This is a genomic window from Mycobacterium sp. Soil_C_30 (assembly GCF_057656995.1).
Genome location: NZ_JBDGJH010000007.1, coordinates 20,186 through 35,565 on the forward strand (window position 1 = coordinate 20,186; position 15,380 = coordinate 35,565).

The 15,380-nt window shown below is 66.1% G+C and carries 15 protein-coding genes and 2 pseudogenes; 13 read left to right on the forward strand and 4 right to left on the reverse strand.

The window, feature by feature from the left end:
- The first annotated feature begins 197 nt into the window (after window positions 1-197).
- The gene (locus AC3A6P_RS14840) at window positions 198-836 is read left to right on the forward strand and encodes a GntR family transcriptional regulator (RefSeq protein WP_487692384.1); all 639 of its coding nucleotides are present in this window, start codon (window positions 198-200) and stop codon (window positions 834-836) included.
- Window positions 837-863: 27 nt separating this feature from the next.
- Here the strand turns inward: AC3A6P_RS14840 and AC3A6P_RS14845 are convergent, their stop codons facing one another.
- Window positions 864-2,201 (reverse strand): MFS transporter, encoded by a 1,338-nt coding sequence (locus tag AC3A6P_RS14845; RefSeq protein WP_487692385.1) that lies wholly within the window; start codon window positions 2,199-2,201, stop codon window positions 864-866.
- Window positions 2,202-2,682: 481 nt separating this feature from the next.
- Between AC3A6P_RS14845 and AC3A6P_RS14850 the strand changes: the two genes are divergently transcribed.
- From AC3A6P_RS14850 to AC3A6P_RS14900, 11 genes and pseudogenes are all read left to right on the forward strand, one after another.
- Entirely contained in the window at window positions 2,683-3,837 is a 1,155-nt protein-coding gene (locus AC3A6P_RS14850; protein ID WP_487692387.1) for a thiolase family protein, read from the forward strand.
- A pseudogene (locus tag AC3A6P_RS14855) lies at window positions 3,837-3,962 on the forward strand (zinc ribbon domain-containing protein); the annotation flags it as partial. The gene AC3A6P_RS14850 and the pseudogene AC3A6P_RS14855, both read left to right, overlap by 1 nt.
- Window positions 3,963-3,986: 24 nt before the next feature.
- Window positions 3,987-4,241 carry a Zn-ribbon domain-containing OB-fold protein gene (locus AC3A6P_RS14860; protein WP_487692728.1) on the forward strand — a complete coding sequence of 85 codons (255 nt, stop codon included), beginning with the start codon at window positions 3,987-3,989 and terminating at the stop codon, window positions 4,239-4,241.
- Window positions 4,238-5,302, forward strand: a pseudogene (locus AC3A6P_RS14865) (CaiB/BaiF CoA transferase family protein); the annotation flags it as partial. The gene AC3A6P_RS14860 and the pseudogene AC3A6P_RS14865, both read left to right, overlap by 4 nt.
- 99 nt (window positions 5,303-5,401) lie before the next feature.
- Window positions 5,402-6,316, forward strand: coding sequence for an SMP-30/gluconolactonase/LRE family protein (locus tag AC3A6P_RS14870; protein WP_487692729.1), 915 nt, complete (start codon window positions 5,402-5,404; stop codon window positions 6,314-6,316).
- The gene (locus tag AC3A6P_RS14875) at window positions 6,313-8,001 is read left to right on the forward strand and encodes an AMP-binding protein (protein WP_487692388.1); all 1,689 of its coding nucleotides are present in this window, start codon (window positions 6,313-6,315) and stop codon (window positions 7,999-8,001) included. The genes AC3A6P_RS14870 and AC3A6P_RS14875 overlap by 4 nt, the downstream gene beginning before the upstream one ends.
- Window positions 7,998-9,155: an acyl-CoA dehydrogenase family protein gene (locus tag AC3A6P_RS14880; RefSeq protein ID WP_487692389.1), complete on the forward strand. Its 1,158-nt coding sequence runs from the start codon at window positions 7,998-8,000 to the stop codon at window positions 9,153-9,155. The genes AC3A6P_RS14875 and AC3A6P_RS14880 overlap by 4 nt, the downstream gene beginning before the upstream one ends.
- A gap of 3 nt (window positions 9,156-9,158) precedes the next feature.
- Window positions 9,159-9,548 (forward strand): Zn-ribbon domain-containing OB-fold protein, encoded by a 390-nt coding sequence (locus AC3A6P_RS14885; RefSeq protein WP_487692390.1) that lies wholly within the window; start codon window positions 9,159-9,161, stop codon window positions 9,546-9,548.
- Entirely contained in the window at window positions 9,545-10,690 is a 1,146-nt protein-coding gene (locus AC3A6P_RS14890; protein ID WP_487692391.1) for a thiolase family protein, read from the forward strand. The genes AC3A6P_RS14885 and AC3A6P_RS14890 overlap by 4 nt, the downstream gene beginning before the upstream one ends.
- Window positions 10,687-11,175: a hypothetical protein gene (locus tag AC3A6P_RS14895; RefSeq protein WP_487692392.1), complete on the forward strand. Its 489-nt coding sequence runs from the start codon at window positions 10,687-10,689 to the stop codon at window positions 11,173-11,175. Before AC3A6P_RS14890 ends, AC3A6P_RS14895 begins: the two co-directional genes overlap by 4 nt.
- A complete protein-coding gene (locus AC3A6P_RS14900) occupies window positions 11,172-11,948 on the forward strand; it encodes an SDR family NAD(P)-dependent oxidoreductase (RefSeq protein WP_487692394.1) in 777 nt (258 codons plus the stop codon). The genes AC3A6P_RS14895 and AC3A6P_RS14900 overlap by 4 nt, the downstream gene beginning before the upstream one ends.
- Here the strand turns inward: AC3A6P_RS14900 and AC3A6P_RS14905 are convergent.
- Together AC3A6P_RS14905 and AC3A6P_RS14910 are read right to left on the reverse strand one after the other, a co-directional pair.
- Window positions 11,937-13,346 carry an amidohydrolase family protein gene (locus AC3A6P_RS14905; RefSeq protein WP_487692396.1) on the reverse strand — a complete coding sequence of 470 codons (1,410 nt, stop codon included), beginning with the start codon at window positions 13,344-13,346 and terminating at the stop codon, window positions 11,937-11,939. The two genes, AC3A6P_RS14900 and AC3A6P_RS14905, sit on opposite strands and share 12 nt — an antisense overlap.
- A gap of 6 nt (window positions 13,347-13,352) precedes the next feature.
- A complete protein-coding gene (locus AC3A6P_RS14910) occupies window positions 13,353-13,616 on the reverse strand; it encodes an Atu4866 domain-containing protein (protein WP_487692397.1) in 264 nt (87 codons plus the stop codon).
- A gap of 120 nt (window positions 13,617-13,736) precedes the next feature.
- On the opposite strand from AC3A6P_RS14910, the gene AC3A6P_RS14915 reads away from it, so the two are divergent.
- Entirely contained in the window at window positions 13,737-14,612 is an 876-nt protein-coding gene (locus AC3A6P_RS14915; RefSeq protein WP_487692398.1) for a helix-turn-helix transcriptional regulator, read from the forward strand.
- 25 nt (window positions 14,613-14,637) lie between these two features.
- Here the strand turns inward: AC3A6P_RS14915 and AC3A6P_RS14920 are convergent, their stop codons facing one another.
- Window positions 14,638-15,204 carry an MmyB family transcriptional regulator gene (locus tag AC3A6P_RS14920; RefSeq protein WP_487692399.1) on the reverse strand — a complete coding sequence of 189 codons (567 nt, stop codon included), beginning with the start codon at window positions 15,202-15,204 and terminating at the stop codon, window positions 14,638-14,640.
- Between the last annotated feature and the right edge of the window lie 176 nt (window positions 15,205-15,380).

Sequence of the window (15,380 nt, forward strand, 5' to 3'; positions counted from 1 at the left end):
CACAAGACGCGGGGGCCGCCGGTACCAATGGCGCATTCGCGACACGCCTAGGATGGGGAGCGTCTAAGATGCCGGATATTGATCAAAGGAGTGGATCGATGCCACGATCGTCAGAGAGCGCGTCGCCTCGTCGAGCCACGCCTGTACGGCCGGCCGCTGTATCCGGCCTCGTCAACACCCGCGTGCCTCGTCGCAACATGAGCGGCGAGGTCATCGATCGCATCCGAACGCTCATCTTCAACGGGACGCTCTCGCGTGGCCAACGGGTACCTCAGAACGACATCGCCGATGAACTGGGAGTGAGTCGGCTCCCGGTGCGCGAGGCTCTCATTGCGCTGGAGAGTGAGGGATTGATCGAGTCCGAACCTCACCGCGGCGCATTCGTGGTCCCGATTCACCGTGAGGACATCGACGATCACTACCGGATCTACGGAATGGTGCAGGGGCTCGCGACCAGGCGGGCCGCTTCACGGGTCACCGCTCCGACGCTGGCCCGGCTCGAGGAGCTGCACCAGCAGATGCAGGCCACCGAGGATTCTGCCCTGGCACATACCTTGAACTGGGAGTTCCACTCGTTGGTCAATCAGACCGGCGGTAGCCGGCGGCTGCTGTCCGTGTTGCGGCAGATGGCCCGCAACCTGCCCCGCGAGGTGTACGAGGCGCCGCCGGCGGCTGGTCCGGAGGCCGTTCGCGGTCATCAGCGGATTCTGGACGCGCTGCGCGCAGGCGACGGTGATGCCGCCGACGAGGCCTCCCGCCGCCACGTGCAAGCCGAAGGGGAGTACGTGATCGCCAAGCTCAAAGCAGACGGGGTGCTGGCTGACGACGGGTTCTGAAGCGGCGCGTGCCAAGCGGGCTGCCGGTCAGTGGATCTTCTCGGGATCGGCGACCGTACGGCGGGATCGGTTTGGACGTCCGTCGGCAGGACGGACATCGTCATCGGCGTCGTCAGCGAACTGCGAAGGACGACGGTTCAGCAGGACGGTCGCCACCGCGCCGGCAACACACCACAGCGCCAACCAGGAGCAGATGGGCCAGGTCGCGCCGGTCCAGTCGAAGAACAGGGTGGCCGCGAACGGCGCCGTTCCACCGATGACACTGACCGACAGTGCCTGACTCAGCGCGACACCGCTGAGGCGCACGTCGACACGAAACCGCTCCGCCAGAAATGCAGGCTGTGGGGCTTGCAGAGCGGCGTGCGCGAGTCCGAGCATCATTGCGATGGCCAGGAAAGCACTCCATCCCGACCGCGTGTCGAGCAAGGCGAACATCGCGAAGCCGCCGAATCCCGCGCACACACAACCCACCAAAAGCACTGCCGCGCGGGAGAATCGGTCACTGAGGAAGCCGGCGACGGGCAACGTCGCCAGATAGACCAGCGAGCCGTACAGCAGCGCATCGAGCATGCTGGTTCGACTCGTTCCCAGGATCGAGGTTCCGTAGGAAACCGTGTACGCCGAAACGAGATAGAACAGGATTCCGCCGGGTGCGATCACCGCGGCGGCCAGTGCTACGTCCCTCCACTGGTCACGTAGGAGCGTACGCACAGGTTGCTTCTGCTGCCCGGACGTATCGCGCAGGGCCGTGAAGTCCGGGGTCTCCTCGACACCGAGCCGCACGAACAACGACACCAAGAAGAGTGCTGCGCTGAACAGGAACGGAAGCCGCCAGCCCCAGGTCTCGAAGTCGGTGCCCGCGATTCGGTCGCTGATGGTGACCGCGGCAGTGGACAGCAGCAGGCCGCCCGGCACACCCATCTGGACGGTACTGCCGTAGAAACCACGCTGGCGAGCGGGTGCGTGTTCCACAAGTAGCAGCGCTGCGCCGCCCCACTCGCCACCCATCGCGATACCCTGAACAAACCGCAACAGGACCAGGAGAGCTGGTGCGGCCCAACCAATCTGGTGAAATGTGGGCAACGCGCCGATCGCTACGGTGGCGGCGCCCATCAGGGCCAGGGAAACCACCAGCGTCCTTCTTCGTCCGATCCGGTCGCCCATGCCACCGAAGATGATGCTGCCGAGCGGTCTGGCCAGGAATCCCACCGCGAAGGTGGCGAAGGAGGCGAGAGTGCCGGCCAACGGACTGTAGGACGGGAAGAAAAGCGGTCCGAAGACCAGTGCTGCAGCGGTGCCGTAGAGGAAGAAGTCGTAGTACTCCAGAGCCGTCCCGGTGAAGCCCGCCGCGACGACACGCGGCATCCTTGTTGGTGATGGTTCGGCAGACATAGCGCTGGTGGCCTTCCGTCGAGTGGCCTGGCGACGACAGATGACGTCGCCAGGCCGCGAGTGTGCAGCGGTGCACAAGGGTTTGTGGTCCGGACCACACAAGTGTGGCAACAGAAGGATCAAATATCAAGCCGAATCCTTATGTCTGGGGTGCGTATTGCCGGAGGGTGTCCGAGGCGCATTCCACGCTCCGCCCGCGGCGGGCAGCTTTCATAAACGTTGTACCGCAGCCTTATTGGGTCGATTTGGAAGACCGGGTGATTGATGCGGGCGGCATGACTTCCGAGTTCGAGAGGTTGACCTCAATGACGAAAGGGCCTACCGTATGTATCAAATATCAACAAAACGGGCGTTTTTGTAGGTAGGACGTGTGGCTGTCCACACCGCGTCGTACAGGCTTCACCGACCGTTGGGGGCAGGCGACAGCGCCGCCCCGTGTACGCAGGGGTTGAGAATGCAAGAGAAGCTTCAATCCGCGACAGCCGTCGTCGGCATCGGATCCACCGCCTTCGGCAGGCTGCCCGGGTTCTCGGCCGATGATCTGGGGTGTGCAGCACTCGACTCGGCGCTGCACGACGCGGGCCTGGACGCTGGCGATGTCGATGGTCTCATCACCATGCGGGTCAGCAGCTACGAAACAATCGCAGCCCGAATGGGCATGGAACCGCGATGGACGGCGCAACTACCCGCTGAAGGGCGCATGACCGGTGTCGCCATCCAATTGGCCGTCGCGGCCATCGCCACCGGATTGGCCTCCACGGTGGCGCTGGTCTATGGCAACAACGGCCGCAGCGGCGGCCACACCTACGGCGGGGGAGGACCCGCCGCCTCCGCCGCTGCGCAGGGATACGGCACCAATCCGTGCCTTACGCTGCCCTACGGCATCACCTCGCCCGGAGCCTTCTACGCTCTGATGTTCCAACGTTACTGCCAACACCATGCAACCTCACCCGAGCAGCTTGCCGCCGTCGCCCGTACGTTTCGGACACACGCGGGCCTGAACCCGGCTGCTGTTCTCACCGAACCGATCTCCATGGCGGACTATCTGGCCGGTCGCGAGATCGTCGCGCCGTTGCGCATCTACGACTACTGCCTGATCAATGACGGTGGAGTGGCGATGATCCTGACGAGCGGGGAGCGGGCCCGCGACTGCGCGCAACCACCGGTGGCGGTTCTCGGCTTCGCCCAGCAGGGGCAGCTTCGGGACTCGGACTTTCCGCCGGATGACTGTTGGCGCGGCGCCATTGCCGAGGTGGGGGAGCGTGCGTACCGGATGGCCGACTGCGACCGCTCCGACGTCGACGTGCTGATGGCGTACGACAACTTCAGTCCCAACGTGTTGTTCACGCTGGAAGGTCTGGGCTTCTGTGAGCCAGGGCAGGCGCCGGAATGGATTCAGGACGGCCGGATCGGCATCGGTGGCGACTTGCCGACGAACACCTCCGGCGGTCACCTGTCCGAGAGTTACATGCAGGGCTGGGGGCTCAATGTGGAGGCCGTTCGGCAGTTGCGCGGTGATTGCGGTAAACGGCAGGTCGCCGGCGCGGAGATCGCCCAATACCTTTGTGCCGCACCGGTGGTGACCTCCGTGGTGTACGGAGCGCGGTGATGCACACACCCCGCTACTCGTTACACGCACACACCGAGGGCCTGCAGCGCGGTGAGCTCCTCGTGAGTGCGTGTGCAGCCTGCGCGCGTCCCGAGTTCCCCCCACGGATGGAGTGTGGTGCATGCGGTGACACCGAACCACCAGCATGGGTGTCCAGCACCGGGTCCGGTCGCCTCTGGTCGTTCGCCGCCTTCCACAAGAGTTACTTGGACGACTTCCACCTGCCGACGCCCTATGTCGTCGCGGTGGTGGCCCTCGACGAAGGTGTGCGGCTGTACGCCAACGTGGTCGGTACCCCCATGTCAGAGCTGCGCGTGGACTCACTTGTGGACGCCCAGTTCACCACCGACCGATCCGGCGCTATCCACCTCACATTCACTTTGTCCGACAGGGGAGTTCGATGATTGACAGCGATCCCGCACCGCACGGTCCTCTCCGGGGCCTGCGCGTGATCGAAATCGCCGGGTTGGGGCCGGCACCGTTCGCGGCGATGATGCTCGCCGATTCCGGTGCCGAGGTGCTGCGAATCAACAGGCCCGGGCAGTCGACGACGGAGGCCGGCATTCTCGGTCGAAGCCGGGCAGCCTCGCTCACCCTGGACCTGAAGGATCCGGTTGACCGGACGACCGCGCAGGAAGCCATCGGGCGTGCCGATGTACTCGTCGAGGGGTTCCGGCCGGGCGTCATGGAGCGGCTCGGACTGGGGCCGGATGCCTGCTTGGCGGCCAACCCCGGCCTGATCTACGCGCGGGTCACCGGATGGGGCCGATCCGGCCCGCTGGCGCACTCCGCGGGCCATGACATCAACTACCTGGCGCTCACCGGAACACTGCGGTCCATCGCACGCGCGGGCGAGGCGCCGATCCCCCCGCTGAACCTGGTCGGAGATTACGGGGGTGGCGGAATGTTGCTGCTGAGCGGAATTCTGGCGGCCCTGTACGAGCGCAGCGGAAGTGGACGTGGACAGGTTGTTGATGCCGCGATGATCGACGGCGCGACCCTGCTCATGTCCGGTGTGTGGAACCGGGTCGATACCGGTGAGTGGGCGGGTGAACCCGGCACCAACAGCATCGACGGCGGGTCGCACTTCTACAACGTGTACCGGACTGCGGACGACGAGTTCATGGCGGTGGGCAGCATCGAGGCACCGTTCTACCGGCGGTTGTTGCAAGGGCTGGGGTGCGACCCCGAATCACTGCCGGATCAGCACGACCGTGCATCGTGGCCAGCGATGAAGCGCACTTTCGCCGACATCTTCGCCGGTCGCACGCGTGCTGAGTGGGTGAGTGTCTTCGCCGACCTGGATGCCTGCGTGAGCCCGGTGCTGAGTCTGGAGGAGGCGCAGCGGGATCCGCACCTACGATCGCGGGGGACGCTGCTCACCGGCGGGCGGGTGGAACCGGCCCCCGCGCCTCAGTACGGCAGAACCCCGGCGTCCGCGTGCCGCGCGGTTGATGATCCGGCCCACGCACGGAGGATCCTCGATGACTGGAGCCGGACGGTTACCAGTGATCACGCCGGCGCGTCGGCCCAGCGGTCCTCCGGCGATGGCTGCGCTGTCGCGGTGCGCGCCGTCACGCAGGCCAGGACCCTCGCGACCGGAATCGGGTTCACCGAGGGACCGGTCTGGACGCCGGACTGCCGTCTGTTCGTCACCAGTCTGAGCCGCGGCGCTGTGTTCGAGGTCTTCCTCGACGGGCGGCCACCGGCCGCGGTGGCTGACCCTGGCTCGGGGCCCAACGGAATGACGGTGGACGACGACGGGAGACTCTGGATCACCCAGAACGGGGGGACAGCGGTGCCCAGTCGGTCGCGGCGCCGGGTGCCGCCGTCGATCCAGGTGTGGGACCCCAGCGGGCACGAGGCCCCCAGGGTCATGCTGAGCGCCGAGGTCCGCGCGCCGTCGGACTGCGCGGTGGGTCCCGACGGGGCGTTGTGGTTCACCGACCCCACGGGGCACGAGTTCGGCCGCGACGCCGCGGCGGGCCGGGTCTGGCGTTTCGAACCCGCCACGGGGGCGGCAGCGATCATGCTCGACGACGTGTACTTCCCGAACGGAATTGCCTTCGGAGCGGACGCCACAGACGTCTACATCAGCGAAACGGCTCGTGACCGGGTGCGCCGCTACACCGTCACGCCGCATGGCGTCACTCGAGACCCGGACTCGCCCGAGCTGGCTGTCTCCACACCCGACGGGCTGGCCGTGGATGCGGCCGGCGGGATCTGGGTGGCGGGAAGCAGATCGGGGACGGTGTCCTACTTCGATGCCTCCGGCCGGTTGACGCAGCGCCTGGACATCGGTGAGCAAACCATGCCCACCAGCGTCTGTTTCGCCGGGACGGACCTCTCTATCCTCGTCGTCACGGTCGCCAAGGGCGGCCGGGTGCTGGCTTTCGACGTCGAGATCCCCGGCTTGCCCGTACCTCGGGTAGCTCCACGTCCGGCAGAGGTGGCCGCGACACGACAGGAGGCACGATGACCGTCACACCCCCAACCGCGAGCACCCTCGGTGGGCTGTTGCGCGAACTGGCGCGCCGCCACCCCGAACGTCCGGCGATCTCATTCGAAGGACAGGACCACTCGTTTGGCCACGTGGATCAGCATGTCGACCACTACGCCAAAGCCCTACTCGCCGTGGGGATCCGCCGCGGAGACTCGGTGGCCGTGCTGGCGGGAAACCGACCCAGCTGGCTGTACTCGGCCCTGGCCGCGGCGCGTATCGGCGCAGTCACCGTGCCGATCAACACGTGGTACAAGCAGGACGAACTGCAGTACGCGCTGGAGCATGGCGATGTCAAAGCCCTGCTGTTCCACGACCGCCTGCGCGATGTCGACTACGTACCGCTCGTGGCCGAGGTGATTCCGTGGGCGGCCGGCGGCCGCGCCGACCCGGCGGCCTCGCAGTTGCCGCTGTTAGGTCAGGTCATCGAACTCGGCGAACACCGGCTTGCCGGCGCGACGTCGCTGACGGAGTTCCTGAGCTTCGGTGCTGCGGTCAGCGACGCGGATCTGGCCGCCGCCGAATCGCTGGTCCGACCCGACGACCTGGCGTTCCTGATCTACACCAGCGGGAGCACCGCCAGGCCTAAATGTGTTGCACTGGAGCATCATCCGATGATCGTAAACACCTTCAACATCGGCGAACGGCAGGCCCTCGATGCCGACGACCGCTCGTTTGTTGCGACGCCACTGTTCTACGGACTGGGCGTGATCCAAGCACTGGGGGCGACGTGGACCCACGGCGCCTGCGTGGTGTTGATGGAAGCCTACGAGCCAGGCCAAGCCCTGCAGATCCTCGAACGGGAACGCTGCACCGTCTACTACGGGCTGGGGAACATGACCCGCAGCCTGGTGGGTCACCCCGACCACCGGAACCGGAAGCTGGTCCTGCGCAAAGGTGTGCTGGGGTTGAGTGCAGCCGATCGGAAACTGGCGCGCACCGAACTCGGTTTGGATCTCGGCACCAGCATCTACGGCCTGACGGAGTCCTATGGTCTGTGCGCGCTCACCGATGCACGTGATGAGGTGGAGCTCAGCGAGAACACCATAGGCACGGCGCTGCCCGGCTGGGACATCCGCATCGCTGATCCGGAGACCGACCTCCCGGTGCCGGCCCTGAGCGTCGGCCACATCCTCATCCGGGGCCACGTGATGCGCGGCTACCACAAGGATCCCGCGCGGACCCGAGGCGTCATGACCACTGACGGATACTTCAAGACCGGCGACCTCGGTTGGCTCGACGAACGAGGTTATCTGCACTTCCACTCCCGGCTCTCCGAACTCATGAAACCCGCCGGCATAAACGTCAGTCCGGTCGAGGTGGAGCTGTTGGCCGGGCAGGTCCCCGGTGTGCGGGAGGTTCATGCGGTCGGAATCCCCGACCCGGTGCGCGGAGAGGCGATCGTCGTGTTCGTCGACGCGGATCGCGATGGTGTCACGCCTGAGGACATTCGGCGCCACATCCGCGCTTCCGCCGCGAAATACAAGGCCCCCCACCATGTTCTGTACCGCGCCGGCAGCGAACTACCCCGCGTCGCCAGCGGCAAGGTGCCGAAAGCCGAGCTGCGCACCATTGCCCTTCGCGAACTCGGCCTGGACTCCAGCGGCATGCCCATTCCACTCCCGGCCACCTCCGGGGCAACAACAGGCAGTGAGGACCAATGAGTAAGGACGGCATCACCGAAGAAGAGCAGCTCCTGGTACGCGTCGTCGCCGAGTTCATCGATCGTGACGTCAAGCCGACGGTCAACGAGATGGAGCACCGCAACGAGTACCCCGAGAAGTTCATCGAGCAGATGAAGCAGATCGGTATCTACGGCCTCGCCGTCCCCGAGCGATTCGGCGGCACCCCGGTATCGATGCCCTGTTATGTGCAGATCACCGAGGAACTCGCCCGCGGCTGGATGAGCCTGGCAGGAGCCATGGGTGGTCACACCGTTGTCGCCAAGCTCCTCTCGGAGTTCGGAACCGACGAACAACAACAGAAGTACCTGCCGCGAATGGCCACCGGCGAGTTGCGCGCCACCATGGCACTGACCGAACCCGGCGGCGGGTCCGACCTACAGGCCATGCACACGACGGCGCGCCGGTCCGGCGACCACTACGTGGTCAACGGTTCGAAAACATGGATCAGCAATGCGCGGCGATCCGGCCTGATCGCACTGATGGTCAAGACCGACCCGCAAGCCGTTCCCCCGCACCGCGGAATCTCGATCCTGTTGGCCGAGCACGGCCCTGGTCTCACCGTGTCCCGCGATCTCCCCAAGCTTGGATACAAGGGGGTGGAGAGCTGCGAGATCTCCTTTGACTCCTACCGGGTCAGTACCACCGCCGTGCTGGGGGGAGTGGAGGGCCGGGGTTTTCCCCAGATGATGAAAGGCCTGGAAACGGGCCGTATCCAGGTCGCCGCGCGTGCGCTCGGAGTGGGCCGCGCCGCCCTCGATGACGCTCTGCGCTACGCCCAGGAGCGGGAGTCCTTCGGTAAGCCGATCTGGAAGCACCAGGCCGTCGGACACCAACTCGCCGAAATGGCGACCAAGCTGACGGCGGCGCGGCAGCTGACGTTGTTCGCCGCAGCCCGCTACGACGCCGGTGCTCGGTGCGACCTCGAGGCCGGCATGGCCAAGCTGTTCGCCTCCGAGACAGCGATGGAAGTCGCACTGTCGGCACTTCGGATACATGGCGGATACGGCTATTCCACCGAATACGACATCGAACGGTACTTCCGGGACGCCCCGCTGATGATCGTCGGGGAAGGGACCAACGAGATCCAGAAGAACGTGATCGCAAGCCAACTCGTCGAGCGAGGGGGGACCTAGACCATGAGCGATGCTGACCGTCCCATGCGAGCCGATGTGATCAGTCTCGACCCGCCCGGTCTGCGCGGACTGCTGTGCACATCCTGTGCGCAGCGCTCGTTCCCCTCGCGCGAGCTGTGCCCACACTGCGGCTCGGAGTTGGTCGAGCAGGTCGTGCTCTCGCAGGCGGGAACGGTGGTCAGCTGGACTGTCGTGCACCAGGCGCCGCCGCCGTGGGAGACGCCCTACACGCTGGTCACCGTGGACATCGACGGCGTCCGTCTCCTGGGCGCCGCCACCGGCCGGGTCGGCATCGGGGAACCCGTAAGCGTCGACCTGTTCCCACTGAAGTCCACCCCGTCCGGCGAATCCCTGTGGTGGTACCGATTTCGATCAGACGAGGAGAAGCGGTGACTGAGATCTACGTCGCCGGCGCGGGAATGGTCCGCTTCGGCAAGTATCCGGCTGACGTGACCCTGGAGAAGCTCGCCACCGGCGCGGCGCGGGCAGCAATGGCCGACGCCGAAGTGAGCGCACGCGACATCCAGGCTGTGTACATGGGACATGTGTTCGGAGGCCCAGTCGCGGGACAACGTGCGGCCGTCCAACTGGGCTTGGGTGGGCTGCCGGTCTCCAACCACGAAAACTACTGCGCCAGTGGAGCCACCGCGATCCGGGAGGCCTGGATCGCGATCAAGGCCGGCCTCTATGACACTGTTCTGGTGATCGGCGCCGAGAAGATGACCGACCGTGTCTCCGGCGGAGTGATGCCCGACCCCACCGACATCGACGCCATCAACGGTCTGGTCATGGCCGCCAACCACGGTATGAGTGCTCGTCGCTACATGGCCGACCACGGCGCCAGCCGCGAGCAGATCGCCGCGGTCGCGGTGAAGAACCATGCCCACTCCGTGCACAATCCCTTTGCGCAATATCAACATCCGCTGAGCCTGCAGCAGGTTCTCGATGCGCGGATCATCGCCGAACCACTCGGGCTGCTCGACTGCAGTCCGATCAGCGATGGCGCCGCCGCGGTGGTGTTGACCTCGGCCACCGGGCTGGCGAAACGGGAGCGCCCGTCCGCGCCCCGGATCGTCGGGTGCGCTCTGGTGAGCGGGGCCATCGTGACGCCCCAGTCCAGCATCAACGCCGAGGACGCCTCGCGCCGTGCCGGGCAACAGGCGTGGGAGATCAGCGGCATCGGCCCGGACGACATCGACCTGGTCGAGATGCACGATTGTTTCACCATCGCCGAGATCGTCCGCCTGGAGGGACTGGGGCTGGTACCGCTCGGTCAGGGGGCCGTCTGGACCGAGCACGGGCACACCGCAATCGGTGGCAAGCTGCCCGTCAACCCTAGCGGCGGCTTGCTCAGCCGCGGCCACCCAGTCGGCGCCACCGGTGTCGCGCAGGTCTGCGAACTCACCTGGCAGTTGAGCGACCGCGCGGGAGGCCGACAGGTGGACAACGCCGGCACCGGGCTGGCGTACTGCAAGGGCGGCACGGTCAGTGGCACCGACGGCGGGTCGGTCACCGTGGTGGTGATGTCACGATGACCGTCGCCCCCATGGTGACCATCGAGTTGACCGCCGAGCGGTCCACGCCGCCGTCGGAACCGCCGGCGCCGACGCTGGTCCTGGTCTACCGCGGAAGCGACGGGCGCCACACGCTGAACACCGAGATCCATGACTCAGCGACCGTCGAGCCATTGTTTTCCGCCTTCCAAGCGGCGCAGCATCATTGGCCGTCGGTTGTCGAGCATGCGGGCCGGATCATCGTCCTGGCGCCGGCGCTGGCCGCACTCGGTGATGCCGACAGACCACTGGACGCAGCGGTGACGGGCGGGCTGCTCAGCCTGGTCCGCTCCCTGGCCATCGAGCTGGAGCGGCACGGGGCCACCGCCAACACCATCCTGTTCGACGAGACACCGGAGGAGCCTGCGGTGCGGGTGATGATCACGGCTCTTCTCGACGAGCAGGCACGTTCAATCACCGGCCAGGAAATCTACGCAGGAGCCAGTCTCGGGAAGCTGCGCCCATGACCATCTCTGTCACTGAACTCAATGTGTGTCCCCGCCGCGCGTTGGTCACCGGAGCCGCCGGGGGGATCGGACAGGGCATTACGACGTACCTGGCCGAACTCGGTTACGCCCTCGCTCTGTCGGACATCTCGACCGATGCCCTCAGACCCCTTGCAGACCGGATCGCCTCCCACTCCGACACCGAGGTGGCGATCTTCGCGGCGAACCTGGCCGATGCTTCGTCTGCTGGACGCGCCGTGCGGGCCGCCGGTGACCGGTTGGGTGGGCTCGACGTCGTGGTCAACTGCGCCGGTGTCCTCGAGGACGCGCGTCTGGAGAAGATGTCCGCGGCTCAGTTCCGCCGGGTCCTCGAGGTCAACCTCGTCGGCATGCTGAACACCACCGCGGCGGCCCTGCCGGATCTGCGCGGGTCGGGCACAGGCCGGGTCATCTCCCTCACCTCCAGAGCGTGGCTGGGCAACTTCGGCTCCGCGAACTACGCCGCCTCCAAAGGTGCCATCGCCGGTGCCAGCCGAAGCCTCGCGCTACAGCTGGCTGCCGACGGCATCACGGTGAACTGCATCGCACCCGGTTTCGTGGAGACGCCGATGTCAAAATCACTGCCGGACAACATCATCGAGAGAATAATGCAGTCCATTCCGGTCGGAAGGGTCGGCCGACCCGACGATATCGCCCGCACGGTCGGCTACCTTGCCGCGCCGGAGGCCGGCTATGTCACCGGGCAGACCATCACCGTGTGCGGCGGCCGCAGCATCAGTGGATCACTGCGATGAGTGATCGGACCGCTCGTGTGCTGCCAGGAGACGATCCCGCGATGCGGTCACCTCGTCTCTGAGTTGCGCGAGGTCGACACCGACGAGCGCTCGGTCCCACTTCACGACCTGACCTGCGACCACAACGGCCTCGATGTTTCGCGGGTCAGCGCCGAGAACGACAGTGCCCACCGCGTCGTTGAGCGGCATGTTGTTGACGTCCGCCGCCGCGACGATCAACAGGTCGGCTTGCTTGCCCGGGGTGAGGGAACCGGTGACGTCCCCGAGGCCGTTGGCGTGCGCGCCCTGCAGTGTCGCGAAGTCGAGCACGTCGCGGGTGGTGATGCGCTGCGGTTCGGTGGTGCTGCCGTACACCGAATTGACCGCGAGCATGCGCTGGATCGCCAGGAGTGTGCGCATCTGGGTGAACATGTCACTGGGCAGCGCCACCTCGACGTCGATACTCAACCCGGGGCGGATGCCTGCCCGCAGCGCCTCGTCGACGGCGGGAACGGCGGACTCCAGACCGATCTGGGCGTCCGAGGACGGTGCCAGAGACACACTGGTACCCGCCGCGCCGATCGCGGCCCACGCCTCGTCGGTCAGGCCGGTGCAGTGGATCAGTGTCAGCCGGTCATCGAGGATGCCGGCGTCGTGCCAGTCCAGGATGGCCGCCGAGGACGCGGCACCGAACACCGCGTCGATGCTGACCCACAGGTCCAGCTCTTGTGCTATCCGGGCGAGCTCTGCGCCGAAGGCGAGCTCGGGGCCGGCGACCTCATCGGTGGCAAGGGCGGCCAGTCGTAGCGTCAGCAGTTGATTCTCGGACGAGAAGTACTGTTCCCGAAGACGTTTCACATCCGCGGGCCATTGATGGTCCCACTGCCCGAAGTGCGGGCCCATGGACGCGTGCACACCGCGTATCCGCGCGTCGGCAAGGGCCGCGATGGCGGCATCGGAGTGCTCGGCGGTGCGCGAATTGTGCGAGAAATCCAGCATGCAGGTCACCCCGCTGTCCAGCGCAGTGAGGGCGGCGAGTCTGGTGCCGGTGTAGATGTCGGCGGGTTCATAGCGCGGGGCCAGGCCGCTGAGCGTGCTCATGACGTATTCGCCGAGGTCGTTGACGTCGGGCATGATGCGGCGCAACTGTGTCTCCCACGCGTGTCGATGGGTGTCGACGAACCCCGGGCACACGACGGCCGAGGAGGTGTCGACGACGATCGCGTCGGTCGCGGCGCCGGCGGCGCGCAGATCGGCGCCGACGTCGATGATCTTGGATCCTTCGATCAGGACGTCACCTCGGGAGAGGTCACCGATCTCGGGGTCCATCGTGACGACGGCCCCTCCGGTCAGCAGGATCCGCCGCAGGGGATCACCTGCGGTGGCTGCGAGGGTGTCACCGATGGCTGAGGTGTGCATCGCCGATCAGATCCTCTCTTCGCGGTACAACACCAGGTGCTCGTGATAGAGCACACCGTCGCGGATGTCTCCCGTTGCAGTGAAGCCGGTGTCGTCGAGGTAATCCAGGTGCGAGCCGGTCACGGTATAGGTCCCGGTGTAGGCGCTCGCCCTGTGGCCGCGTGCCTCGTCGTAGCGGCCGTTCGGCAGCAGTTCCTGGCGGATGTAGCCGTCTGCTGTGACCCACATTCCGACTACGTCGGAAGGTGCGGTGGAGGTGTTGTTGCTCACGCTGTGGTCCGATCTGGTCGACGTGGTGATCTCGGGTCGAGCTGAGATTAGAAAGAATCCGGTCGCACAGCGTGGGTGCAGGACACCCACGTTGGCACGGCTCGGATCGTGAGCTGCACTGTGCGGCAGGATGGTCGGTATTCTCAGGGAATGGCTGATGACAACCTCGGGGCATTCCTGCGGGCGCGTCGCAATGCTGCTGCGGCGGACACCTATCCTTTTGCCACGCTGACCGCCCGTCGTGTGCCGGGCCTCCGTCGTGAGGAGGTCGCCGAGCTCGCCGGGCTCAGCACGGACTACTACGTGCGTCTGGAGCAAGGCCGCGAGAAGCACCCGTCCGAGCAGGTTGTCGAGGCGTTGGCCGCCGCACTGAAACTGAACCGGCACCAGGACGATCACCTGCGTCTGCTCGCCGGGCTTGCGCCGCAAGCGGTTCCGTCGAAGGACTCCGTGGACCCGACGTTGAGGAACATGCTCGATGCATGGGACGGTGCTGCGGCATTCATCCTGGACCCGCTACTGAACTTCACACAGCTCAATCCGCTTGCGACAGAACTCTTCAGCTCGTTCGGCGATCACAGGAACCTCGTCCGCAACGTGTTCCTGGACCCGGCGGGCAAGCGCTTCTTCGTCGACTGGACGCGTGCCGCTGAATCCTCTGTCGGGTCGCTGCGGGCGACGATGCGTCAGCATCACAACGCGCACGAGCGTGACGCCCTGATCGCGGAACTTCGCGCGGACGACGAATTCGAGCGGATGTGGCAGAAGTACGACATCAGCCCCAAGACGCAGGAGACAAAGCTGCTCAGGCATGAACGTGTCGGCGACATCGTGATCAACTTCCACGCTTTCCAGGTGATGAGCGCACCCGGGCAGCAGCTCGTGGTGTACCAACCAGAACCCGGCAGCATCAGTGAAACGCGGCTGCTGTCCCTGCGGGAGCAGCTTCGCCGCGGCAGCGCCCAGCACTCTGCTGGTGCCGAGGTGGTTTCCTGACCCGGGCCGTCAACTCCGGACCCGGTCACACGGACGCGCGCAACGATCCGAGGATCCGCAGCGCATGGTCACTGGACGATCCCGGTGCCGCAACGTAGACCAGGACGTTCCTGCCGGGTTCGGCGGCGCTGGCCAGTAACACTTCATCGACCATTAGCGCACCCACGTCGCGGTGGTGAAAGACTCGCGTTGTCCGACCGTCGGCGGTCCATTCCCGCCGTAGCCACATCCTCCTGAAGGGCGCGCTGAGCCGAAGCAGCTCGCTCACCAGGGCACTCGTGGCGCTGTGCGACGGTGCCTGCTGGTAGGCCCGGCGCAGTGTTGCGAGCACGTCGCGTGCCTGGTCGCGCCAGGCCGGCGTGTCCAACCCTGCGGCTGGATCGAGGAACATCATCCGAACCAGGTTGTCGCGAATGGTGTATTCGGAGAACAACTCCCGGGCCAGTACGTTGGCGTCGAGAATGTCGCCGATGTCGTTGACCACGATGGCGGGGGTGTTGGGTAGGCAGTCGACCAGCACCGCCAGGGTCAGGACAAAACCCGGTCGGCCGGGCACCGACGACCGGGGCCGGGCCGGCTCGTCAGCCTCCATCGGGCACACCGAGAACAACGAATCCACACCGCGGTGCCTGACGTGGCGCCTCGGACGCGGGGGGAGCTGTGTCATACCGTCCACGATCCCGCGGCCGGCGATGCCCCACGTGGTTGTGTCACACCCACCCTGTGTGAAGCACCGACCCCGAACCCGCCCGGGCCACACTCCCGGGC